This is a genomic window from Ruegeria sp. BE1 (assembly GCF_056538885.1).
Genome location: NZ_JBQFTY010000006.1, coordinates 37,812 through 59,339 on the forward strand (window position 1 = coordinate 37,812; position 21,528 = coordinate 59,339).

The 21,528-nt window shown below is 60.9% G+C and carries 18 protein-coding genes; 11 read left to right on the forward strand and 7 right to left on the reverse strand.

Features of this window, described 5'->3' with window-relative positions:
• The first annotated feature begins 47 nt into the window (after positions 1-47).
• Positions 48-743, forward strand: a complete 696-nt coding sequence (locus ACR0J5_RS16590; RefSeq protein WP_480655320.1) for an ABC transporter ATP-binding protein — start codon at positions 48-50, stop codon at positions 741-743.
• The gene (locus ACR0J5_RS16595) at positions 740-3,268 is read left to right on the forward strand and encodes an ABC transporter permease (RefSeq protein ID WP_480655322.1); all 2,529 of its coding nucleotides are present in this window, start codon (positions 740-742) and stop codon (positions 3,266-3,268) included. The genes ACR0J5_RS16590 and ACR0J5_RS16595 overlap by 4 nt, the downstream gene beginning before the upstream one ends.
• A 2-nt stretch (positions 3,269-3,270) precedes the next feature.
• On the opposite strand, the gene ACR0J5_RS16600 is transcribed toward ACR0J5_RS16595, so the two are convergent.
• On the reverse strand, positions 3,271-3,717 hold the full coding sequence (locus ACR0J5_RS16600) for an RrF2 family transcriptional regulator (RefSeq protein WP_480655324.1): 447 nt from the start codon (positions 3,715-3,717) through the stop codon (positions 3,271-3,273).
• 95 nt (positions 3,718-3,812) lie between these two features.
• Here ACR0J5_RS16600 and ACR0J5_RS16605 point away from each other — a divergent pair, with 95 nt between their 5' ends.
• On the forward strand, positions 3,813-4,382 hold the full coding sequence (locus ACR0J5_RS16605) for a gamma-glutamylcyclotransferase family protein (RefSeq protein ID WP_480655326.1): 570 nt from the start codon (positions 3,813-3,815) through the stop codon (positions 4,380-4,382).
• Positions 4,383-4,466: 84 nt separating this feature from the next.
• On the opposite strand, the gene gltX is transcribed toward ACR0J5_RS16605, so the two are convergent.
• The gene (gene gltX, locus ACR0J5_RS16610; RefSeq protein WP_480655328.1) at positions 4,467-5,792 is read right to left on the reverse strand and encodes a glutamate--tRNA ligase; all 1,326 of its coding nucleotides are present in this window, start codon (positions 5,790-5,792) and stop codon (positions 4,467-4,469) included.
• Positions 5,793-5,930: 138 nt separating this feature from the next.
• Between gltX and ACR0J5_RS16615 the strand changes: the two genes are divergently transcribed.
• Positions 5,931-6,863: an MBL fold metallo-hydrolase gene (locus ACR0J5_RS16615; protein WP_480655330.1), complete on the forward strand. Its 933-nt coding sequence runs from the start codon at positions 5,931-5,933 to the stop codon at positions 6,861-6,863.
• Between the two features lie 107 nt (positions 6,864-6,970).
• On the opposite strand, the gene ACR0J5_RS16620 is transcribed toward ACR0J5_RS16615, so the two are convergent.
• The 3 genes from ACR0J5_RS16620 to ACR0J5_RS16630 form a co-directional block, all read right to left on the reverse strand.
• Positions 6,971-8,299 carry an NAD(P)/FAD-dependent oxidoreductase gene (locus ACR0J5_RS16620; RefSeq protein WP_480655332.1) on the reverse strand — a complete coding sequence of 443 codons (1,329 nt, stop codon included), beginning with the start codon at positions 8,297-8,299 and terminating at the stop codon, positions 6,971-6,973.
• Between the two features lie 160 nt (positions 8,300-8,459).
• On the reverse strand, positions 8,460-8,693 hold the full coding sequence (locus tag ACR0J5_RS16625; RefSeq protein WP_480655334.1) for a hypothetical protein: 234 nt from the start codon (positions 8,691-8,693) through the stop codon (positions 8,460-8,462).
• Between the two features lie 306 nt (positions 8,694-8,999).
• Complete coding sequence (locus ACR0J5_RS16630; protein ID WP_480655335.1) at positions 9,000-10,658, reverse strand: NAD+ synthase; 1,659 nt, start codon at positions 10,656-10,658, stop codon at positions 9,000-9,002.
• Positions 10,659-10,804: 146 nt separating this feature from the next.
• On the opposite strand from ACR0J5_RS16630, the gene ACR0J5_RS16635 reads away from it, so the two are divergent.
• Positions 10,805-12,262, forward strand: coding sequence for an MORN repeat-containing protein (locus tag ACR0J5_RS16635; protein ID WP_480655337.1), 1,458 nt, complete (start codon positions 10,805-10,807; stop codon positions 12,260-12,262).
• Between the two features lie 10 nt (positions 12,263-12,272).
• Here the strand turns inward: ACR0J5_RS16635 and ACR0J5_RS16640 are convergent, their stop codons facing one another.
• A complete protein-coding gene (locus ACR0J5_RS16640; RefSeq protein ID WP_480655339.1) occupies positions 12,273-12,938 on the reverse strand; it encodes an SDR family NAD(P)-dependent oxidoreductase in 666 nt (221 codons plus the stop codon).
• A gap of 288 nt (positions 12,939-13,226) precedes the next feature.
• On the opposite strand from ACR0J5_RS16640, the gene ACR0J5_RS16645 reads away from it, so the two are divergent.
• On the forward strand, positions 13,227-14,795 hold the full coding sequence (locus ACR0J5_RS16645; RefSeq protein ID WP_480655340.1) for a 2-isopropylmalate synthase: 1,569 nt from the start codon (positions 13,227-13,229) through the stop codon (positions 14,793-14,795).
• A gap of 167 nt (positions 14,796-14,962) precedes the next feature.
• Here the strand turns inward: ACR0J5_RS16645 and ACR0J5_RS16650 are convergent, their stop codons facing one another.
• Complete coding sequence (locus tag ACR0J5_RS16650) at positions 14,963-15,748, reverse strand: 23S rRNA (adenine(2030)-N(6))-methyltransferase RlmJ (RefSeq protein WP_480655342.1); 786 nt, start codon at positions 15,746-15,748, stop codon at positions 14,963-14,965.
• Between the two features lie 155 nt (positions 15,749-15,903).
• On the opposite strand from ACR0J5_RS16650, the gene ACR0J5_RS16655 reads away from it, so the two are divergent.
• From ACR0J5_RS16655 to rodA, 5 genes are read left to right on the forward strand one after another with little or no spacing between them, the layout of a single operon-like run.
• Positions 15,904-16,950 (forward strand): rod shape-determining protein, encoded by a 1,047-nt coding sequence (locus ACR0J5_RS16655; RefSeq protein WP_039523195.1) that lies wholly within the window; start codon positions 15,904-15,906, stop codon positions 16,948-16,950.
• 56 nt (positions 16,951-17,006) lie between these two features.
• A complete protein-coding gene (gene mreC, locus ACR0J5_RS16660; RefSeq protein WP_480655344.1) occupies positions 17,007-17,909 on the forward strand; it encodes a rod shape-determining protein MreC in 903 nt (300 codons plus the stop codon).
• Entirely contained in the window at positions 17,902-18,438 is a 537-nt protein-coding gene (locus tag ACR0J5_RS16665) for a rod shape-determining protein MreD (protein WP_480655346.1), read from the forward strand. The genes mreC and ACR0J5_RS16665 overlap by 8 nt, the downstream gene beginning before the upstream one ends.
• The gene (gene mrdA, locus ACR0J5_RS16670) at positions 18,435-20,384 is read left to right on the forward strand and encodes a penicillin-binding protein 2 (protein ID WP_480655348.1); all 1,950 of its coding nucleotides are present in this window, start codon (positions 18,435-18,437) and stop codon (positions 20,382-20,384) included. Before ACR0J5_RS16665 ends, mrdA begins: the two co-directional genes overlap by 4 nt.
• Complete coding sequence (rodA, locus tag ACR0J5_RS16675) at positions 20,381-21,520, forward strand: rod shape-determining protein RodA (protein ID WP_480655350.1); 1,140 nt, start codon at positions 20,381-20,383, stop codon at positions 21,518-21,520. Before mrdA ends, rodA begins: the two co-directional genes overlap by 4 nt.
• Positions 21,521-21,528: the final 8 nt, after the last annotated feature.

Sequence of the window (21,528 nt, forward strand, 5' to 3'; positions counted from 1 at the left end):
CTGAACCGCTCCATATCCACATTGACCGCTGCCATTTGGAAATCCGCATGACACCACCCGTTCTTTCGCTTAAAAATGCCGCTTTGTCGCTGGATGGCAATGCCGGGCGGGTGAATATCCTGCAGGATATCTCACTTTCAGTGGCAAAAGGTGAAACGCTGGGTCTGGTGGGGCCATCGGGGTCCGGCAAATCCTCATTGCTGATGCTGATGGGCGGGCTGGAACAGGCAACCTCTGGGCAGATCACCGCGCTTGATCATGACCTGACCGCGATGGGCGAGGACGCACTCGCCCGGTTCCGCCGCGATGCAATGGGGGTGGTGTTTCAGAATTTCCACCTGATCCCCACCATGACCGCGCTTGAAAACGTGGCCACGCCGCTGGAACTGGCCGGGCACAAAGATGCGTTCACCCGTGCACAGGCCGAGCTGGACGCCGTGGGCCTGTCGCATCGCCGCGACCACTACCCGGCGCAATTGTCGGGGGGCGAACAGCAGCGGGTGGCCCTGGCCCGCGCTTCGGCCCCGCGCCCGCAAATCCTGCTGGCGGATGAGCCGACGGGCAATCTGGATGAAACCACTGGCGCGGCCATTGTCGATCTGTTGTTCAATCTGCGCGACAGGCACGGCGCAACGCTGGTTCTGGTCACGCACAGCCACAGTCTTGCCCGCAGATGCGACCGGGTGGTCAGGTTGCGAGATGGCACAATAGCAGAGGACACCCGACACGAGGCCGCCGAATGAGCCTGCGCCTTGCCGGGCGCCTGGCCCGCCGCGAATTACGGGGCGGCCTGCGCGGGTTTCGCGTGTTTTTGGCCTGCCTTACCCTAGGGGTCGCAGCCATTGCGGCCATCGGCTCGGTCCGGTCCGCGATCCAGACCGGGTTGACGCAGGAAGGGGCAGCCTTGCTGGGCGGCGACGCGCAACTGGAATTCACCTACCGCTTTGCCACCGAGGACGAGTGGGACTGGATGCAACAAACCGCGACGCACCTGTCCGAGGTGGTCGATTTCCGATCAATGGCCGTAGTGCGGCAAGGCGACGACACCCAGCGCGCGCTGACGCAGGTGAAAGCCGTCGATGCGGCCTATCCGTTGCTGGGCACCCCAAAGCTTGAGCCCGAGCAACCTCTGCCCGTTGCACTGGATGGCCATCAGGGTTTACCGGGGGCGGTGATGGACCCGGTTCTGATCGACCGTCTGGGCCTGTCCGTCGGGGATCGGTTCGCGCTCGGAACGCAAGAGTTTATCCTGACCGCTGCCCTGATCCATGAACCCGACGGGGCTGCTGATGGCTTTGGTCTGGGTCCCCGCACATTGGTTAGAACCGAAGATTTGCGGCAATCGGGTCTTCTGGCCCCCGGCACGCTGTTTTCCACAAAGTACCGGCTGGACCTGCCCCCTGAGGCCGATCTGGCCTCGCTCTCCACCACCGCACGAGACAGCTTCAAAGGCACCGGAATGCGCTGGACCGACGCCCGAAACGGCGCGCCCGGAATTACCGAGTTCGTTGCCCGGCTCAGCGCTTTTCTGGTGCTGGTCGGCCTGTCCGGTCTGGCTGTCGGGGGCATAGGTGTATCCGCCGCCGTCCGCGCCTATCTGGCCCAAAAGACCGAGACCATAGCCATCCTGCGCACGCTGGGCGCAGACCGCGCGACGATTTTCCAGACTTACATGATCCAGATCGGGATTTTGTCGGGAATCGGTATCCTGCTGGGGCTTGCCCTTGGCGCTATCCTGCCCTTGCTGCTGGCCCCGCTGATCGAAGCGCGCCTTCCTGTTCCGGCCGTCTTTACCCTCTATCCCCGCCCCTTGGCCGAGGCCGCACTATACGGCGCACTGACCGCTTTCCTCTTTACCCTCTGGCCTCTGGCCCGAACCGAAGAGGTCCGCGCCGCCACTCTGTTTCGCGACGCGCTGTCCTCGGCCCGGGCCGTCCCGCGCGCAAATTACGTAGTGGCCACCGGCCTCGGCCTGGTCCTGTTGATCGCCTCAGCCGCCTGGTTCAGCGGATCGATGCGCCTGACCCTCTGGACCGCTGCCGGGTTGGTCGGCGCACTGATGCTTTTGACACTCGCCGCCTTCGCAATTCGCAAACTGGCCCGTGTCAGCACCACCCCGGCCCGAGGCCGCCCCGCCCTGCGATTGGCCCTGTCCGCCATTTCCGACCCGCGCGAAGGTGCCGCGTCAGTCGTCCTGTCACTTGGGCTGGGCCTTTCGGTTCTTGCCGCCGTGGGCCAGATCGACGGTACGTTGCGCAATGCCATCTCAGGCAATCTGCCTGACGTGGCGCCCTCGTATTTCTTTGTCGATATCCAGAAAGACCAGATGCCCGGTTTTAGTGAACGGCTAGACTCGGACCCCGCCGTCAGCCGCATCGAAAGCGCCCCGATGCTGCGTGGGATCATCACGCAGATTAACGGGCAACCTGCCCGCGACATTGCCGGGGATCATTGGGTTCTGGACGGGGATCGAGGGGTGACATACTCGGCCAATCCACCTCAGAACGCACGCGTCATGGATGGAACGTGGTGGGCCGAAGACTATGCCGGTCCTCCGCAAATCAGCTTTGCCGCTGAAGAGGCTCAGGAAATGGGCCTGAGCCTTGGCGACGTTTTGACCGTGAACATTCTGGGCCGCGACATCACCGCCGAAATCACATCCTTCCGCGAGGTCGATTTCTCGACCGCAGGCATCGGATTTATCATGTCGATGAACCCATCAGCCCTGGCCGGTGCCCCTCACAGTTTCATCGCCACCGTCTATGCCGAGGAACAGGCCGAGGCCGCCATCCTGCGCGATCTGGCTGGGCAATATCCCAATATCACTGCAATCCGCGTGCGCGACGCGATAGATCGCGTCTCGGGCCTGTTGGCCGGACTGGCCGCGGCAACCTCTTACGGGGCAGGGATTTCCCTGCTGACTGGCTTTCTGGTTCTGATCGGAGCCGCCGCTGCGGGTGAAAGCGCCCGCCGCTACGAATCCGCAATCCTGAAAACGCTGGGTGCTGATCGCAAACGTATCCTGGTCAGCTTTGCCTTGCGTTCAATCCTGCTGGGCGCCGCTGCCGGAGGCGTGGCCCTGTTTGCAGGTATTCTGGGCGGGTGGGCCGTCGCCACCTATATTTTCGACACCAGCTTCTCGGTCATCTGGAACTCGGCCCTCGTTATCGTTGCGGCAGGTATCCTTGTCACATTGGCTGCGGGCCTTGCCTTTGCGCTGCGCCCTCTGGCGGCGCGACCGGCACGGGTTCTGCGCGCCATCGAATAGGATCAGCGCACGCAGGCGACCGGTTGCAGGATTTGCAGCAGCCGGTCGTTGTCGCAAACCAGCGCATCCAGCGTGATCTCATCCAGCGAGGCATAAAACACTTCAGCCGCGTCCCGCAGCGCCAGACGCAGACGACAGGCATCCGTCAGCGGGCAGGTGTTGTCAGCATCGGCAAAACACTCGGCAATTGGCAGGTTGCCCTCAATATGGCGAAACACCGACCCGATCCGAATGTCCTCTGCCGGTCGCGCCAGTTGCATTCCGCCGTTGCGACCCCGCTGTGTGCTCAGGAAATCGAGCTGGCTAAGCTGGTTGATCACCTGTGCCAGATGGTTTTCAGAGATGTTGCACACATCCGCAATCTCGGCCTTTGTCACCAACCTGTCCTGGTGCGCCGCACAATACATCAACAAGCGTACTGCAATATTCGTCCGTTTGGTAATCCGCATCATGGCCTCCCTGACTTCAACGTGAGACCTTATTGCATGTCCGCGAAAAAAGCGGTTTGACATACATCAATCGCTTTCAAAAGGACACACGGCCGGTGGCAGACCCTTATTTCTTTGGCTATGGCAGCCTCGTGAACCTGTCGACCCACGACTTCCCCGATCCGCACCCGGCAAAGTTAAAAGGCTGGCGGCGCGCCTGGCGGCATACCGATCTGCGCCCCGTTGCCTTCCTGACCGCAATCCCGGACCCGGACTCCCAGATCGAGGGCATGATCGCGCATGTGCCCAAAAACGACTGGGCCGCGCTGGACGAACGCGAATGGGCCTATGACCGCGTTCCCGCCACCCAATCGGTAACGCATCCCCTCACCCACAATGTGGAAATCGCCGTCTACTCCGTCCCGCAGGGCCGCCATACGGACCCGACCAACCGCCATCCGTTGCTGCTCAGCTATATTGACGTGGTCGTACAGGGATACCTGCGGGCTTTTGGCAAAGATGGCGCCCACCGCTTCTTCGCTACGACCGACGGGTGGGACGCACCGATCCTGAACGACCGATCCGAGCCCCGCTACCCGCGCCACCAGCAGCTGAAACCGCACGAAACTGCGTTCGTGGACGCCCGCCTGCAAAACCTTTCGGCAAACCTCGTCCATGCCCTGTAAAAAAGGACCGAGGTCAAAACCACCGGCCCTTCTTCTCGTTCCAAATACGGTTGCCGAAGGCACGCGCCGCACAGGCGCGTTCCCTTACCCGCGCGCGCGGATAACCTGAAGCAAAGGCAGTAGCGCCGCCATCTCCGGCCCCCGCTCCATCCCCGTCAGCGCCTTGCGCAGCGGCATGAACAGACCCTTGCCCTTACGGCCTGTGGCCTCTTTCACAGCTTTGGTCCATACCCCCCAGGTCTCGCCGTCAAACGGGCCTTCGGGCAGCAGCGCCACCGCCTCGGCGATAAATTCCTGATCCTCATCATCGATCAGCGGCTCAGCCCCATCGCGGCACAGCTCCCACCAGCCCTTCAGATCAGCCAGGGTGGTGATGTTCTCACGCGCCATGGCCCAGAAAGGCTCGGCTAAGTCAGAGGGAACACCAGCGTCTGCGACGGCATTGGCAACATCGGCCAGTGGCAAGGACTGCAGGTGCTTTGCAGTCAGCGGAAACAGGTCTTGCACGTCGAATTTGGTCGGCGCCGCGCCGAAACGGCCAATGTCAAACCCGTCAATCAACTCAGCCATGCCCGAGCGCAGTTCGACCGGATCAGACGACCCCAAACGCGCCATCAGGCTTAACAGAGCCATCGGCTGCACGCCCTGTTCGCGCAGATCGCGCAGGGCCAGCGTACCCAGACGTTTCGACAGCGCCTCACCCTGCGGACCGGTCAACAACGAATGGTGGGCAAAGCGCGGGCAGGCTCCACCCAGCGCCTGAATGATCTGAATCTGCGTCGCAGTGTTGGTCACATGGTCCGAACCGCGCACCACGTCCGTCACACCCATCTCGGTGTCGTCGACCACGGATGCAATCGTGTAAAGAACCTGACCATCACCCCGGATCAGCACCGGATCGGACACCGACGCCGCATCGATCGAGATGTCGCCCAGAATACCGTCATTCCACTCGATCCGCTCATGGTCCAGCTTGAAGCGCCACACGCCGTTCCCGCGTTCCGCGCGCAGGGCTTCTTTTTCAGCCTCAGACAGGTTCAGCGCGGCGCGGTCATAGACCGGCGGCTTGCCCATGTTCAGCTGCTTCTTGCGCTTCAGGTCCAGTTCGGTCGGCGTCTCGAACGCCTCGTAAAACCGACCCATCTCACGCAGCTTGTCGGCAGCCTCAGCATAGCGGTCCAAACGCTCGGACTGACGTTCGACCCGGTCCCAATGCAGGCCCAGCCACTCCAGATCCTGCTTGATCGCGTCGACATATTCTTCCTTCGACCGCTCGGGGTCAGTGTCGTCGATGCGCAGGATGAACGTGCCGCCAGCCTTGCGGGCGATCAGATAGTTCATCAGGGCGGTGCGCAGGTTGCCCACATGGATGTAACCGGTGGGCGACGGGGCGAAACGGGTGGTTGTCATAGGTGTCTCCTGTTGGCGCGGCTCTTGTCACAGGATCGGCGTTTTGTCCAGCCAAAGGCCCGTTCACGGCAACGTCAGGTGGCAAATTGACATCTTCAACCTATCTTCTTCGTGCTGGCACACACAGGGAGATTTAAAATGTCCGTAAAACTTACTCGCCGGGCTGCACTGGGTGCAGCGGCGGCTTTGCCATTTGCATCAGCCGCAACACCGCTTCTGGCCGCCGGAACCGAGACCAAGGCCAATTCGACAATCGCCAAATCCTTTCAGTTGGGCGACTTCACCGTAACCACCCTGTTGGACGGCAGCTTGCCGCGCGACGACGCGCAGGAGATTTTTGGCGGCGGCGCGACAGACGAGGAATTCGCAAAAGTCTCGGCCGAGAATTTCATCCCCGCCGACAAGGCACAGTTCTTCTTTACGCCCACACTGGTCAACACCGGATCGGAACTGGTTCTGTTTGACACCGGTCTGGGCCAGGGTGGCATTCAGGCCGCACTGAAAGATGCCGGAGTGACGCCGGACCAGATCGATGTCGTGGTCCTGACCCATATGCACCCGGACCATATCGGCGGCATGACCACAAACGAAGCGCCAACATTTGCCAACGCGCGCTTCGTGACCGCTTCGCCGGAATATGATTTCTGGGCCGCTCAGGATGCCGGCAACCGCGTCGGTGATCTGGTTGCCGCAAAGGTCACGCCTCAGGCTGAGAAAATGACCTTCCTCGGCGATGGCGGAGAGGTCGCGTCGGGCATTACCGCAGTGGCTGCTTATGGTCATACACCGGGTCACACGGTCTATCATTTGGAAAGCAATGGTCAGCGTCTGGTTCTGACCGCTGATCTGGCCAACCACTATGTCTGGTCCTTCGCGCATCCCGAATGGGAGGTCCGCTTTGACATGGACAAAGCCGCCGCCACGCAATCGCGTCGTGACGTGCTGGGCATGCTGGCGGCCGACAAGGTACCGATGATCGGCTATCACATGCCCTTCCCGGCGGCGGGTTACGTTGAAACCCGCGGCGATGGCTTCCGCTTTGTACCGGTCAGCTATCAGATGATGGGCTAAGCCCCAAAACGTTTCGGGTTTTACTTGAGACACGAATACCCTGCCACGCCTGCGGCGTTCTCGGGACATTCGTGTCGCAGAATGATTCAGGTAAAACCCGAAACGCTCTAATATCCAGGGTCCGGCCGCACCTTTGAGCCATCCGTGAATCGGGACAGGCGAAAGGCGGCCGGATCAACACACGGCGGGGTGTCGGCAACCAAATCGGCCATCAGCCGTCCCGCTGCGGGGCCTATGCCAAACCCGTGGCCCGAGAACCCGGTGGCGATGAACATCCCCGGCATGTGATCCACGCCGGAGATCACCGGCACAGCATCCGGCGTCACATCGATCATCCCAGCCCAGCTTTGTACAAGCTCTGTCTGTTCGAGCGCGGGGAACCCTTTGCGCGCCGCCGCCCAGGCTTGCCGCAGGGCTTTGGCCGAGGGCTCGGGGTCCAACACGCGGCAGTGTTCGAATGGCGTGACGTCGGTCGGCAGCCATGTCCTGTCTTGTTGCGCCTCGACACTCCAGCGTTTTGACAGCCGGAACCGCAGGGATCGCCATTCCTGCGCAAAAGCGGGCAAGAATTGGCGCGCAAGGCGGAAACTGTCCGGCACAATATCTACCGTGTTTTCATGCCCTGACGCGATGGTGTATCCGCCGTCCGCGCGCTTGCGGATCGCGAAATCGTCAGACCACAGGGCCGTTTCCGGTCCGTCCACAGGGGATGTACGCAGCACGGTGTTGAGCACTTTCAACTGCGGCAGGTCAATGCCTGCGTTCCCGGCAAAAAGGCGCGACCATGCGCCCCCGGCCAGCACCACAAAGTCACAGGCGACACGGCCCCTCTCAGTAAACACGCCCGCAACGCGGCTATTTCCCATATCGACACTGCGCACGGCACAATTGGTCATCAGCACGGCACCGCGATCCCGCGCAGCTTCGGCAATGGCCGGGGCGGCCCATTGAGGTTCCGCGCGCCCGTCCTGCGGCATATATAGCGCGCAGTCAAAATCGCCTTGATGCCCCGGCAGCATAGCGCCCAGTTCAGCGCCCCAAACCAGCTTGGCGCCAGTTTGCAGGCCATCCACATGGCGTAGCCACCGCTCCAATTGGCCCCGACTCCGTTTACCCGAAGCTCCGAAGAGAATGCCCGCGCGGGTATAGCCGGTCTTGCGCCCAATGCGTTGATCCAGCCCCTGCCACAGGTGCAGCGCCTCAAGCATCAGCGGGATTTCCCGTGGATCGCGCATCCCCAAACGCACCCACCCCCAATTCCGAGAGCTCTGCTCAGCCGCGATCTGACCCTTTTCGCACAACAGAACCGAGGCCCCACGCTCGGCCAGTTCCAACGCCGTTGACGCGCCAATGATACCGCCGCCAATGACAACAACATCCACGGTTTTAGGCAGGTGCAAATCGGGCTCAACAGGTGTGGGTTTGGGTCCGGGCATCAACCGCTCTTACGTCATGTCTTGGACCGCCATGAAGGCGCGAAGCGGCGGATCAGGCAACAGGTCTTGTGTCGCAGAGAGGATGATTTTCAAAGCTTGTGGCAGACATGCCAAAAGGCGCGAAGCCCTCGCGCCTTCCACATCGGAAAACCTGTTTGGTTCAGGCCGCGCCGCTCAGCTCTGCCCATTTCTGACGCAGGGTCGCAGAGAGGCCCGACTCTCTTGCCTGCGCCTCTTGATCCATCTCGGATTGCTGGGGCAGGTCCGGGAACGGAGAGCGGCTTTTCGCAGCTTCGGCTACCGGCTCGGGGTCTTCGGGCTCTTCCTCGCGCAGCAGATCCGCAATTGCCGAATCCAGCTTGGCTTCGTCCAGAACCCGTCCTTCGGATTCCATGGCCTTGTACCTTAGAGGCGGGTGAAGAGGTTTGTCATATCCCTCATGCATAATAACACCAAATCGTTAACTCAGACATCGAACACGAAAGCGTGTCACCATTCGAAAATGAACTTGGGCCACGCTGCCCCATATGGGGCGTTAATCAAGCTAAAATGTGGCAAGAAAATGTCTCAATTTCAAGTGATCCCTGTCGTGATCGCCAGAAAAATCAGAATATTAGATCGAATTTGGAAACTATGAGCTCAATATTGGCGCACAGTTTCCATTTCCACGAAGCATGCCCAGATGCCAGACGTCTTTAGCTTACCCCTGATCCCGCCAGCGATTCACAATCGGGTACCTGCGATCCAGCCAAAAGGCGCGGCTGGTCAGGCGCGTCCCCGGTGCGGACTGAAAGCGCTTATATTCGCTGATAAATACCAAATGCTGGACCCGCAGCGCGTCCTCGCGATCAAAACCTGCGGCCACACACTCTTCGATTGACCCGTCCTGATCGACCAGAATGTCCAGAATGGCATCCAGAACCGGATAGTCGGGCAGGCTGTCGCTGTCCTTCTGATCTTCGCGCAGTTCGGCGCTGGGGGGTTTGTCGATCACGGACGGGCGGATCACCTCGCCCGCGGGGCCCATCATCCAGTCGCGGTGATTGGCGTTGCGCCATCGGCAGGTTTCAAACACCCGCGTTTTGTACAGATCCTTGATCGGGTTATAGCCGCCATTCATATCGCCATAGATCGTGGCGTAACCTACGGCCACTTCGGATTTGTTGCCCGTGGTCAGCAGCATCTCGCCAAACTTGTTCGAGATCGCCATCAGCAATAGCCCGCGCAGGCGGGACTGGATGTTTTCTTCGGTCAGATCGGCATTTCGTCCCGCAAACAAGGGGGCCAGGGTTTCGGTCACGGCCGCTCGACTGTCCGAGATCGGCACGTAGTCATAATGAACGCCCAGCGCCTGCGCGACCGCCTCGGCATCGTCCAGCGAGCCCTGGCTGGTATATTCCGATGGCAGCATCACGCAGCGCACATTTTCCGCGCCGATCGCATCAACGGCAATTGTCGCGACAAGGGCCGAGTCCACCCCGCCCGACAGACCCAACACCGCCTTTTTGAACCCCGTTTTGCCCATGTAATCGCGCAGGGACTGGACCATGGCGCGATAATCCTGCTCCCACTCATCCGGCTGCGGCACGATCTCGGCAGGCACGATGCGCCAGCCCGCATCCTCGCGTTCGAGATCGATATGCGTCACGGCCTCATCAAAGACCGGCATCCGGAACGCCATCTCTCCGCCCGGGTTCAGACCGAATGTGGCACCGTCAAAAACCTGATCGTCCTGACCGCCGACCATGTTGAGGTAAATCAGCGGCAGGCCGGTTTCGACCACGCGTGCCACCATGTGGTTCAAGCGCACATCGTATTTGTTGCGAAAATACGGCGAGCCATTGGGCACCAGCAAAAACTCGGCCCCGGTTTCCTCAAGCGTTTCCGCCACATCCGGGTGCCAGCTGTCTTCGCAGATCGGGCTGCCAATGCGGGTATTGCCCACAGAATAGGGCCCGCCCAGAGGCCCCGCATCATAAAGGCGCACCTCATCAAAAACCGTTTCGTTGGGCAGGTGGTGTTTGAGGGACTTGCTGCTGATCCGCCCGCCTTTGAGGATCAGATAGGCGTTGAACAGAGACCCCTCTTCGGCCCATGGGCCACCAATTGCCACGGCTGGGCCATCGGCACATTGTTCGGCAAGATCCTGCACAGCAGCCATCGCCGCCCGGTGAAAGGCGGGTTTCATCACCAGATCCTGCGTATTGTAGCCGGTGATGAACATTTCAGGGAACGCCACCAGATCGGCCCCGGCCTCGCGCGCCTGTCCCCACGCGGCCAATGCCTTGGCCGCATTGCCTGCGATGTCCCCAACCGTGGGGTTGAGTTGCGCCAGAGTGATACGGAAACGGTCGGCCATGCTGCCCTCTTGCCCTCGTCAGTCTTACTGCCATTTAGCAGATCATTGCGCGAGTGAAAGGCAAATGCAGCAAAACCCGTTGCCCTGTCCCCGCTGGTACCTTAGTTTTGCCCAAAAGTTTAAGGACCTGGCAGGCAGGAACGATTATGAAGACTTTTCGAACATTTATTTCCGCATCAACGCTGGCGTTGATCGCCGCCTCAGTCGCCGCGCAAGACGGTCAGGTGATCACCAAGGACGATGAGGTCGGCGGCGTTTACGAAGGCACATTCGTCAATGGCCTGCGGCACGGGACCGGCACCTATCGATTGCCCAACGGCTTTGAATACACCGGCGAATGGGCCGAGGGCGAAATTCAGGGCACCGGCATCGCCCGCTATGTGAATGGCTCGGTCTATGAGGGGATGTTTGCCAAAGGCCAGCCCGAAGGGCGCGGCAAGATCATTTATGCCGATGGCGGCAGCTATGAGGGTGAATGGGCCAACGGGACGATCAACGGCACCGGACTGGCGATCTATGCCAACGGCGCGCGCTATGAAGGCGGGTTCCTGAACGCGCGGTATCACGGCAAAGGCGTAATGACCGACCCCAGCGGCTATAGCTATGACGGCGATTGGGTCGACGGCAACAAACAGGGCACCGGCAAGATCACCTATGCCGAAGGCGGCGTCTATGAGGGCGACGTGAGCGACGGGCAACGCCACGGTCAGGGCAGCCTGACACTTGCCGACGGGATGACCTATACCGGCGACTGGACCGAGGATCGCATCACCGGTACCGGGCGCCTGGCATACCTGAACGGAGATGTCTACGAAGGCACGCTGGTCGATGCCCGCCGTCAGGGCATCGGTAAGGTCACCTATGCCAATGGCGATGTTTACGAGGGCGACTATGTCGACGACCTGCGGCATGGTCAGGGCACCTATACCGGCACGGATGGCTATGTTTACACCGGTCAGTGGACCAACGGCCTGATCGAAGGTCTGGGCGAGGTGATTTACCCTGACGGTTCCATCTATGTGGGCGATTTCAAGGCCGATCTCGCCGAAGGCAAGGGCCGCATCACCTATACTGATGGCTCAACCTATGAAGGCGACTGGATTGCCGGCGTCATTGATGGTGAGGGTGTTTCGACCTATCCCAACGGCACCATCTACCGGGGGCAGTTCCGAAACGCCAAAAACCACGGCAAGGGTATTCTGACCTCGGCTGACGGCTACAGCTATGACGGCGATTGGGTGGACGGGCTGCGCCAGGGCAAAGGCATGGCCACTTATCCTGACGGCACCGTCTATTCCGGCGATTTCCAGGCAGGCAAGCGTCAGGGTCAAGGCGAGATCATCATGGCAAACGGCTTCAGCTATTCCGGCCAGTGGACCGATGGCAAAATCACCGGCACCGGAATCGCAACCTACCCAAGCGGCGACGTCTACGAAGGCAGTTTTGTTGACGCCAAACGTCAGGGCACCGGCACCATGCGCTATGCCAATGGCGAAGAGGAAACCGGCGTTTGGGAAAACGGCGCGCTTGCTGAACCCTCGGAAACTGAGCCCGAAGCGACACCCGAGGCCACGCCGTCTGAGACCACGACCTCAGACGGTTAAACGCCCGGCATTACCAGGGCACCGGTTTACCTGCCCAGTCGAAAAACCCTCCGGTATCCTGCGGGGTCAGCTGATCGACGACAGTCAGCAGGTTCCCGGCAGCCTCATCTGGCGCCACCGCAGGGTGACGGCCAAGGTATTTGCGGGTGAAATCCGTCGCAACCGTCCCCGGATGCAGCGCCGCGCAGATGGCCTGTTTATGCGTCCGTGCCAGCTCAATCGCCGTGGTGTGGACGATCTGATTCACCGCAGCTTTTGCGGCCCGGTAGCTGATCCAGCCCCCCAGCCGATTGTCCCCGATTGACCCGACCCGCGCCGACAGGACCGTAACCACGGACCTTTGATCCCGTGGCAACAGGCGCGACGCATGCTTCAGGATCAGGGCCGGACCCACGGCGTTCAGGGCGAACTGATCCATCATCGCCTGCGCCGACACCGTTCGAATGGTCTTTTCGGGGGCGGCGTCGTTGATCTCAAGCGCGCCTGAGGCCACAAAGATCAGATCGAACGGGCCGGGCAGCGCCGCCAGCGCACGATCAACACCGTCCGGGTCGGTCAGGTCAAACCCGTCTGTGGATCGCGACAGAGAGGTCACCTCTACCGTTTGCGCCCTTAACCGCGCGGAAACCGCGTGCCCGATTCCCCCGGATGCGCCTATGATCAATGCCGTTTTCATTACGCTCAATCTAGCCGCGCGGTAGGCTGGATCAACAAAGCGCGGAAAATCAGCCCACAAAGATCGGCTCGCCCATAAATGGGTCTTTTCAATCCGGGCAGGCTCTGTATAAATCTGCCTCCATGATCAACCGCGCAGATATCCCTTTTGCCGACACCGCCCTGTGTGGTGCGTCGCTGCGTGGCCTACTGATCCTAATCCGCCTCTGAGCGTGCCATCCGGCGCGCCCGCTCAGAGGAGGACGCCCGCGCGCCATAGGCTTTAGGACAGAAGAAGAAAGAGATTCCCATGACCAACGTGACCGACCAAGACCGCGTCTTGATCTTTGACACCACTTTGCGCGACGGCGAACAAAGCCCCGGCGCGACCATGACCCATGAAGAAAAGCTTGAGATTGCCGCGCTGCTGGACGAAATGGGCGTCGACATCATCGAAGCCGGGTTCCCCATCGCGTCCGAGGGCGACTTCAAGGCCGTGTCCGAGATTGCCCAGCGCTCGAAAAACAGCCGCATCTGTGGCCTGGCCCGCGCCAATTTCGCCGATATTGACCGGTGTTGGGAGGCAGTGAAACATGCCGATCAGAACCGCATTCACACCTTTATCGGCACATCCCCCCTTCACCGCGCCATTCCGAACCTGACACAGGATGAGATGGCCGAGAAAATCCACGAGACAGTCACCCACGCCCGTAATCTGTGCGACAACGTGCAGTGGTCGCCGATGGACGCAACGCGCACAGAATGGGATTACCTCTGCCGCGTGATCGAGATCGCGATCAAGGCGGGCGCAACGACGATCAACATCCCTGATACAGTTGGCTACACCGCGCCGGTGGAAAGCGCCGACCTGATCAAGCGCCTGATCGAAACGGTTCCGGGCGCGGATGAGGTGGTCTTTGCAACCCACTGCCACAACGACCTTGGCATGGCGACCGCGAATTCGCTGGCCGCTGTTGCAGGCGGTGCCCGTCAGATCGAATGCACGATCAACGGCCTGGGTGAGCGCGCTGGCAACACCGCGCTGGAAGAGGTCGTGATGGCCCTGCGCACCCGCAATGACATCATGCCATGGCATACGGGTATCGACACCACCAAGATCATGCATATCTCGCGCCGTGTGGCGACCGTGTCGGGCTTTAACGTGCAATTCAACAAAGCCATCGTCGGCAAGAATGCCTTTGCCCATGAAAGCGGCATCCATCAGGACGGCATGCTGAAGAACCGCGAGAACTTTGAGATCATGCGCCCCGAGGATATCGGGCTGTCCGGGACGTCCCTGCCCTTGGGCAAACACTCGGGCCGTGCAGCGCTGCGTGACAAGCTGGAAACCCTGGGCTTTGATGTCGGGGACAACCAACTCAAGGATATCTTCGTGCGGTTCAAAGATCTGGCGGATCGCAAGAAAGAGGTGTTTGACGACGACCTCATTGCCTTGATGACCTTGGATGAAGAAGATGATCACCTGCAACTGGTGTCCATGAAGGTCACCTGCGGCACAGGCGGTCAGGCTGAAGCCACGGTTGAGATGGAGGTGAACGGCAAAGACGTTGCCGCCACAGAGCATGGCGATGGACCTGTTGATGCGACGTTCAAGGCAATCCGGGCGATCTACCCCAACGCGGCGCGTCTTCAGCTGTATCAGGTGCATGCGGTTACCGAGGGCACCGATGCCCAGGCCACGGTGTCCGTCCGGCTGGGCGAGGACGGCATGATCGCCACCGGCCAGTCGGCGAATACCGACACTGTCGTGGCCTCGGCCAAAGCCTATATCCACGCCCTGAACCGCCTGATTGTGCGCCGCGAAAAGGCAGGCCCCGGTGCCGATGCGCGCGAGATCAGCTACAAGGATCTGACCTGAACCAAAAGGCAAAGCCTCCCGCACCCGCGGCGGCCCGGCTTTGCCGACCCTTCTTAGGTTTTGGGCCCGGCAGCGCGCCTGCGGCGCGCTGCCGGGCCCAACTCGCTTGGCTGCATCTTTGATGCGGGCAAGCGCGGCGGGAGTATTTGGCCGTGCTGGAGGCTAAGTTAAAGCGTCTTGAACAACTCTGTCAGCCGTGTGGCCTCGTCTTCCAGACCAAATGGCGCGTTGATCAGAAACATTCCTGACCCAACCATGCGGTGCCCCTTTCGCACAGGTGCGAACCTGACCTCATGGCACAGCGTTTTCGGCAAGCTCTGAGACTGAAGTGCCGCAATCATCGGTTTGTGGAGGTTGTCCGTCAGGATCGGGTACCACAGCGCGATCACGCCGACATTCCACTTGCGGTGCAGTTTACCGATGATCCCGGGCAGGCGATCATACTCCGACTTCACCTCATAGCTCGGGTCGATCAGCATCACGCCGCGCCGGGGTGTAGGGGCCAGCAAAGACTGCGCCAGCTCATAGCCGTCTTGCTTATAAACCTTGGCGCCAAAGGGCGAGAGAGCGAAATCCAAAGCCGCATGCTCTTGCGGGTGCAGTTCGGCGAAATGCAGGCTGTCCTGCTCTCTCAGCAAATTGGCGGCGATCAGCGGTGACCCCGGATAAGCCGCTTTGCCATGCCTTTGCTGCACCGCGCGGATGGCGCGCCCCAGCGGGTGGTCTGCCGCAAACCACTTATCCTGTTGGACCCGCCGGATACCCGCCTCGGCCTCGCCTGTCCGAACCGCCTCGGCCGCGTCCAGCTTGTACAGCCCGCGGCCTGAGTGGGTCTCAAGATACGTCAAAGGCTTGTCTTTTCGGGTCAGATACTCCAGCACACATGCCAACAAAGCGTGCTTTTGCACATCAGCCAGGTTTCCAGCATGGTAAATATGTTGATATGAGAGCATGTTGCCTTCTAAAGTCCCAATCAATAAGGCGGAAAGGTGCTGATTGTCGCGGAATCAGCCCTTTTACCGGGCGAGATGGCACCCTATAAGACATCCGTCCCGGAACCGTCGAGTCGCGGGCAGTAGAAATTCTGACGAACGGGATCAGTGAAAACATGGGAATCTTTGGCAATCTGGGCGGCCTGTTCACGGCGGACATGGCTATCGACCTTGGGACAGCGAACACGTTGGTTTATGTCAAAGGGCGCGGTGTGATCCTGTCGGAACCCTCGGTGGTGGCCTATCACGTCAAGGACGGCGTGAAAAAAGTTCTGGCCGTGGGCGAGGATGCAAAGCTGATGCTGGGCCGGACCCCCGGCTCGATCGAGGCGATCCGACCGATGCGCGAAGGTGTCATTGCGGACTTCGACACTGCCGAAGAAATGATCAAGCACTTTATCCGCAAGGTGCACAAACGCTCGACCTTCTCTAAGCCGAAGATCATTGTCTGTGTGCCTCACGGCGCGACCCCGGTTGAGAAACGCGCGATCCGTCAATCGGTTCTGTCCGCAGGCGCCCGCCGCGCCGGCCTGATTGCGGAACCGATTGCAGCCGCCATCGGGGCCGGCATGCCGATCACCGATCCGACCGGCAACATGGTCGTCGATATCGGCGGCGGTACGACCGAAGTCGCGGTTCTGTCGCTGGGCGACATCGTTTACGCCCGCTCGGTCCGTGTGGGTGGTGACCGGATGGATGAGGCCATTATCTCGTACCTGCGCCGTCAGCAGAACCTGCTGGTGGGTGAATCCACCGCCGAACGCATCAAGACCACCATCGGCACCGCACGGATGCCTGATGATGGCCGGGGCCAGTCGATGCATATCCGGGGCCGTGACCTGTTGAACGGCGTGCCCAAGGAAATCGAGATCAGCCAGGCGCAAGTCGCCGAGGCCCTGTCCGAGCCCGTCCAGCAGATTTGCGAGGCGGTGATGACCGCGCTGGAAACCACGCCGCCCGATCTGGCCGCAGACATCGTGGACCGGGGCGTGATGCTGACGGGGGGCGGTGCGCTGCTGGGCGATCTGGATCTTGCGCTGCGCGAACAGACCGGTCTGGCCGTGTCGATTGCCGATGAAAGCCTGAATTGTGTGGCTTTGGGAACCGGCAAGGCGCTTGAATATGAAAAACAACTGCGCCACGCGATTGACTACGAAAGCTAAGGCGCGCACCCTTTAAGGGCAAAAACTCGGGCATGAGCAGCACGGGAAGGTAACCTGTGGCAAAGGACCGATCACAGCGCGACGAATACACAACCCCCTTGCGCCGACTGTTGCTGGGGATCGTGGTATTGTGCCTGCTGGCCATCTTTCTGGTCTGGCGCATCGACAGTCCGCGCGTGGAACGGTTCCGCGCACAGGTGGTGGACCGGGTCGTGCCCTCGATGGAATGGGCCATGGTGCCGGTCACTGCTGTGGTCAATCTGGCCCGCGATTTCCAAAGCTACCAACGCCTCAGCGAACAGAACCAGGAGTTGCGCAGCGAACTGCGCCTGATGCGCGCCTGGAAAGAGGCCGCGTTGCAGTTGGAACAGGAAAACGCCCGCCTGCTGGACCTCAACAATGTGCGGCTTGACCCGCGCCTGACCTACATCACCGGAGTTGTGATGGCCGATAGCGGCTCACCCTTCCGGCAGTCGGTTCTGCTGAATGTGGGTGAGCGTGACGGGATCATGGATGGTTGGGCCACGATGGATGGTATCGGCGTGGTCGGGCGCATCTCGGGCGTGGGGCCGGATACGGCACGGGTGATCCTGATGACCGATGCCTCAAGCGCGATCCCGGCGACCATCCAGCCATCGGGACAAACCGCGCTGATTACCGGCGACAACACCCCCTCGCCCGCTGTTGAGTTTCTGGAAAATCGTGAGCTGGTCCGCCCCGGCGACCGTGTTGTCACCTCGGGCGATGGCGGGGTGTTTCCCGGCGGGCTGTTGATCGGCCAGATCACGGCTGACCCCGGCGGGCGTTTGCGCGTCCGGCTGTCGGCCGATTTCGAACGGCTGGAGTTCCTGCGCGTGCTACGGTTCCAATCCGCGCCCCGCATTGAAGATCCCGGTTCGATTGTCGGGCCGACCCGACCCGCTGCCGCGCTGCCGCCGGTGGAGGTGGGGGATGGATAGCCAGACATCGCAGTTGTGGTCCAAGCGCGGCCTGTATGTGTTTCTGGCCGCTTTGATCCTGTTTCTGCACCTGCTGCCACTGGATACGCAACCGGATCGCTGGCCCTTTCCGGATCTGCTGATTGCGCTGACCTTTGCCTGGGTTCTGCGGCGGCCCGAGTTCGTCCCGACCCTGCTGATTGCTGCCGTGATGCTGATGGCGGATTTGTTGCTGCAGCGCCCGCCGGGTCTGCTTGCCGCGCTGGTTGTCATGGGCGCGGCTTATCTGCGCTCCGCCGCGTTTGGCATGCGCGATATGGGGTTCGCGGGCGAGTGGTCGACCGTTGCTGTGGTCATCACAGCTGTTTTTATGCTGAATCGCGTTATTCTTGCTATTCTGTCCGTGCAACAAGCAGCTTTGGGGCCCGTTGTGATACAAGTGGTTCTGACAATCGCAGTTTATCCTCTGATCGTTCTGCTCAGTCAGAGCGCGTTCGGAGTGCGGCGCGTATCGGTCGCTGAAACGGGCACGATAGGGGCACGCGGATGAAACAGCGCAAACCCAAATCTCAGGGCCTGGCCTATAAACGGCTGCCACGCCGCGCCTTGATTCTAGGTGGGTTGCAGGCCGCCTTCATCGGGGGGCTGGCTGCCCGAATGCGGTTCATGCAGGTCGATCAGGCCGACGAATATCGCCTGCTGGCCGAGGAAAACCGGATCAACATCCGGTTGATCCCGCCGACCCGGGGCCGGATTTATGACCGGAACGGTCAGATCATCGGCCAGAACTCACCCTCATACCGGATCGTCATGGTGCGTGAGGATGCGGGCGATGTGGACGAGGTGATCGCCAAACTGTCTGACCTGATCCCCCTGACCGATGACGAGATTGAGCGCGCCAAGACCGAGATGCGCCGCTCGGCCCCGTTCCTGCCGGTCACGCTGGCTGATCAGGTCACGTGGGAGGACATCTCGAAGGTTGCCGTCAACGCCCCTGCCCTGCCCGGGGTGATCCCCGAGGTCGGGCAAACGCGGCAATATCCAAGATACGAAGACTTTGCCCATGTGGTGGGCTATGTCGGCCCGGTCAGCGATTATGACCTCAGCCAGATCGAAGACCCCGAACCGGTTCTGCGCATTCCGCGCTTTCAGATCGGAAAGGTGGGCCTTGAGGCCAAGCAAGAGATCAGCCTGCGCGGCAAGGCCGGGGCCAAACGGGTTGAGGTCAACGCCACAGGCCGCGTGATGCGCGAGTTGGACCGGCAGGAAGGCACCGCCGGGGCCGATCTGCAACTGTCGGTCGATGCCGATTTGCAACAATACGCACAGGCCCGGTTGGCCGGGGAAAGCGCCGCCGCCGTGGTGATCGACTGCGAGACAGGCGACATCAGCGCCATCAGTTCAGCCCCCAGCTTTGACCCGAACCTGTTCGTACGCGGCATCTCGGTCGCTGACTACCGCACGCTGACAAATGACAAATACCGTCCACTGGCGAACAAAACAGTGCAGGGCACCTATCCGCCCGGATCCACGTTCAAGATGATCACCGCCATGGCCGCGCTTGAGGCCGGGGTGATTGCGCCCTCAAGCACGGTTTATTGCCCCGGTCACCTCAAGGTCGGGAGCCGCCGTTTCCACTGCTGGAAGCGAGGCGGGCATGGGACGGTCGATCTGGAAACCTCGCTCAAGCGCAGCTGCGATGTGTATTACTACGACGTGGCCCTGCGGGTGGGGATCGACAAAATCTCGGACATGGCGCGGACCTTCGGTCTGGGTGCCAAACATGACATCCCCATGTCGGCCGTCGCTGCCGGGCTGGCCCCCAATCAGGAATGGAAACAGCGCGTGCACGGTCAGGACTGGCTGGTGGGCGATACGGCCAACGCCTCGATCGGGCAGGGTTTCATGCTGGCCTCACCGCTGCAACTGGCCGTGATGACCGCACGCATTGCCACCGGGCGTGCGGTGTCACCACGCCTGGTGCGGTCTGTGAACGGGGTGGAACAGCCCTCGGGCGCGGGCGAAAAACTGGCGGTGAACCACAACAATCTGGAACAGGTGCGCCAAGCCATGTGGTCGGTGTCGAACGACCGCCGGGGCACCGCCTATCGCAGCCGCATCATCGCCGATGATTTCCGCATGGCGGGCAAAACCGGCACCAGCCAGGTGCGCAACATCACCAAGGCCGAGCGCGCAGCGGGCGTGATCCGCAACGAAGACCTGCCCTGGGAACGCCGCGACCACGCGCTGTTTGTCAGCTTTGCCCCCTATGACAATCCCAAATACGCGATTGCCGTCGTGGTCGAACATGGCGGTGGCGGGTCCAAGGCGGCGGCGCCTATCGCACGCGATATCATGCTGCAGGCGCTCTATAACGGCACGCCCCCGCTTGAAGCCTATCCGGTTGCCGACCGCGACCGCATCAAGGAACAGCAAAAAAAGCTGGAAGGTGACCGCCGCCCCAAAGCGCGCCCGTCCGAAAAGGACCGCGCATGAGCTATCTTGAGTATACCGTCAAATCCACGCCTTCGGGGTTTCGCAAATTCCTCTATATGAACTGGCCGCTGACTCTGTTGCTGATCAGTGTGGCCAGCGCCGGTTTCCTGATGCTCTTTTCAGTTGCCGGTGGATCGTGGATGCCATGGGCCGAACCGCAACTGGAGAGGTTCGGGCTGGGCCTGACGGTGATGTTCATCATTGCGCTGGTGCCCATCTGGTTTTGGCGAAACATGTCCGTGCTGGCTTATCTCGGCTCAATCGTGTTGCTGATTTTCGTTGAACTGTTCGGCACAATTGGAATGGGCGCCCAGCGCTGGATCGATCTTGGGTTCATGCGCCTGCAACCGTCCGAGGTGATGAAGGTCGCGCTGGTGATGGTGCTCGCCGCCTATTACGATTGGCTGCCCTCGCACAAAACCTCGCGCCCGCTATGGGTGCTGATCCCGGTTGCGCTGATCCTCATCCCCACTGCGCTGGTTCTGAAACAACCCGATCTGGGCACTTCGATCCTGCTGCTGACGGCGGGCGGAGGGTTGATGTTTCTGGCCGGTGTTCACTGGGCCTATTTCGCAGCCGTCATCGCCGCCGTTGTTGGCCTGATCGCCACTGTGTTCAACAGTCGCGGGACCGAGTGGCAGCTGCTCAAGGATTATCAGTTCCGCCGGATCGATACTTTTCTTGATCCATCGACCGACCCGCTGGGGGCGGGGTATCACATCACCCAATCCAAGATCGCGCTGGGATCAGGGGGCTGGAACGGGCGGGGCTTTATGCAGGGCACCCAATCGCGCCTGAATTTCCTGCCCGAAAAACACACCGATTTCATCTTTACCACACTGGCCGAAGAGTTCGGCTTTGTCGGCGGCATCACCCTGCTGACCCTGTATGGCCTGATCCTGATCTTCTGTCTGGTCACCGCGCTGTCGACCAAGGACAGGTTCTCGTCGCTGGTGACGCTTGGCATCGCGCTGAACTTTTTCCTGTTCTTTGCGGTCAACATGTCGATGGTGATGGGCCTTGCCCCGGTGGTGGGTGTGCCCTTGCCGATGGTCAGCTATGGCGGCTCGGCCATGCTGGTTTTGATGGCTGCGTTCGGCATCGTCCAAAGCGCCCATATCCACCGCCCCCGTTGACCGGAAAG

Coding starts and splice junctions, on each gene's coding strand:
- ACR0J5_RS16645 (WP_480655340.1), top strand. CDS start 13,227: ATGACCAACGTGACCGACCAAGACCGCGTCTTGATCTTTGACACCACT.
- ACR0J5_RS16615 (WP_480655330.1), top strand. CDS start 5,931: ATGTCCGTAAAACTTACTCGCCGGGCTGCACTGGGTGCAGCGGCGGCT.
- ACR0J5_RS16635 (WP_480655337.1), top strand. CDS start 10,805: ATGAAGACTTTTCGAACATTTATTTCCGCATCAACGCTGGCGTTGATC.
- ACR0J5_RS16625 (WP_480655334.1), bottom strand. CDS start 8,693: ATGGAATCCGAAGGACGGGTTCTGGACGAAGCCAAGCTGGATTCGGCA.
- ACR0J5_RS16630 (WP_480655335.1), bottom strand. CDS start 10,658: ATGGCCGACCGTTTCCGTATCACTCTGGCGCAACTCAACCCCACGGTT.
- ACR0J5_RS16640 (WP_480655339.1), bottom strand. CDS start 12,938: ATGAAAACGGCATTGATCATAGGCGCATCCGGGGGAATCGGGCACGCG.
- ACR0J5_RS16655 (WP_039523195.1), top strand. CDS start 15,904: ATGGGAATCTTTGGCAATCTGGGCGGCCTGTTCACGGCGGACATGGCT.
- mrdA (WP_480655348.1), top strand. CDS start 18,435: ATGAAACAGCGCAAACCCAAATCTCAGGGCCTGGCCTATAAACGGCTG.
- ACR0J5_RS16650 (WP_480655342.1), bottom strand. CDS start 15,748: ATGCTCTCATATCAACATATTTACCATGCTGGAAACCTGGCTGATGTG.
- ACR0J5_RS16665 (WP_480655346.1), top strand. CDS start 17,902: ATGGATAGCCAGACATCGCAGTTGTGGTCCAAGCGCGGCCTGTATGTG.
- ACR0J5_RS16595 (WP_480655322.1), top strand. CDS start 740: ATGAGCCTGCGCCTTGCCGGGCGCCTGGCCCGCCGCGAATTACGGGGC.
- ACR0J5_RS16620 (WP_480655332.1), bottom strand. CDS start 8,299: ATGCCCGGACCCAAACCCACACCTGTTGAGCCCGATTTGCACCTGCCT.
- ACR0J5_RS16600 (WP_480655324.1), bottom strand. CDS start 3,717: ATGCGGATTACCAAACGGACGAATATTGCAGTACGCTTGTTGATGTAT.
- ACR0J5_RS16590 (WP_480655320.1), top strand. CDS start 48: ATGACACCACCCGTTCTTTCGCTTAAAAATGCCGCTTTGTCGCTGGAT.
- gltX (WP_480655328.1), bottom strand. CDS start 5,792: ATGACAACCACCCGTTTCGCCCCGTCGCCCACCGGTTACATCCATGTG.
- rodA (WP_480655350.1), top strand. CDS start 20,381: ATGAGCTATCTTGAGTATACCGTCAAATCCACGCCTTCGGGGTTTCGC.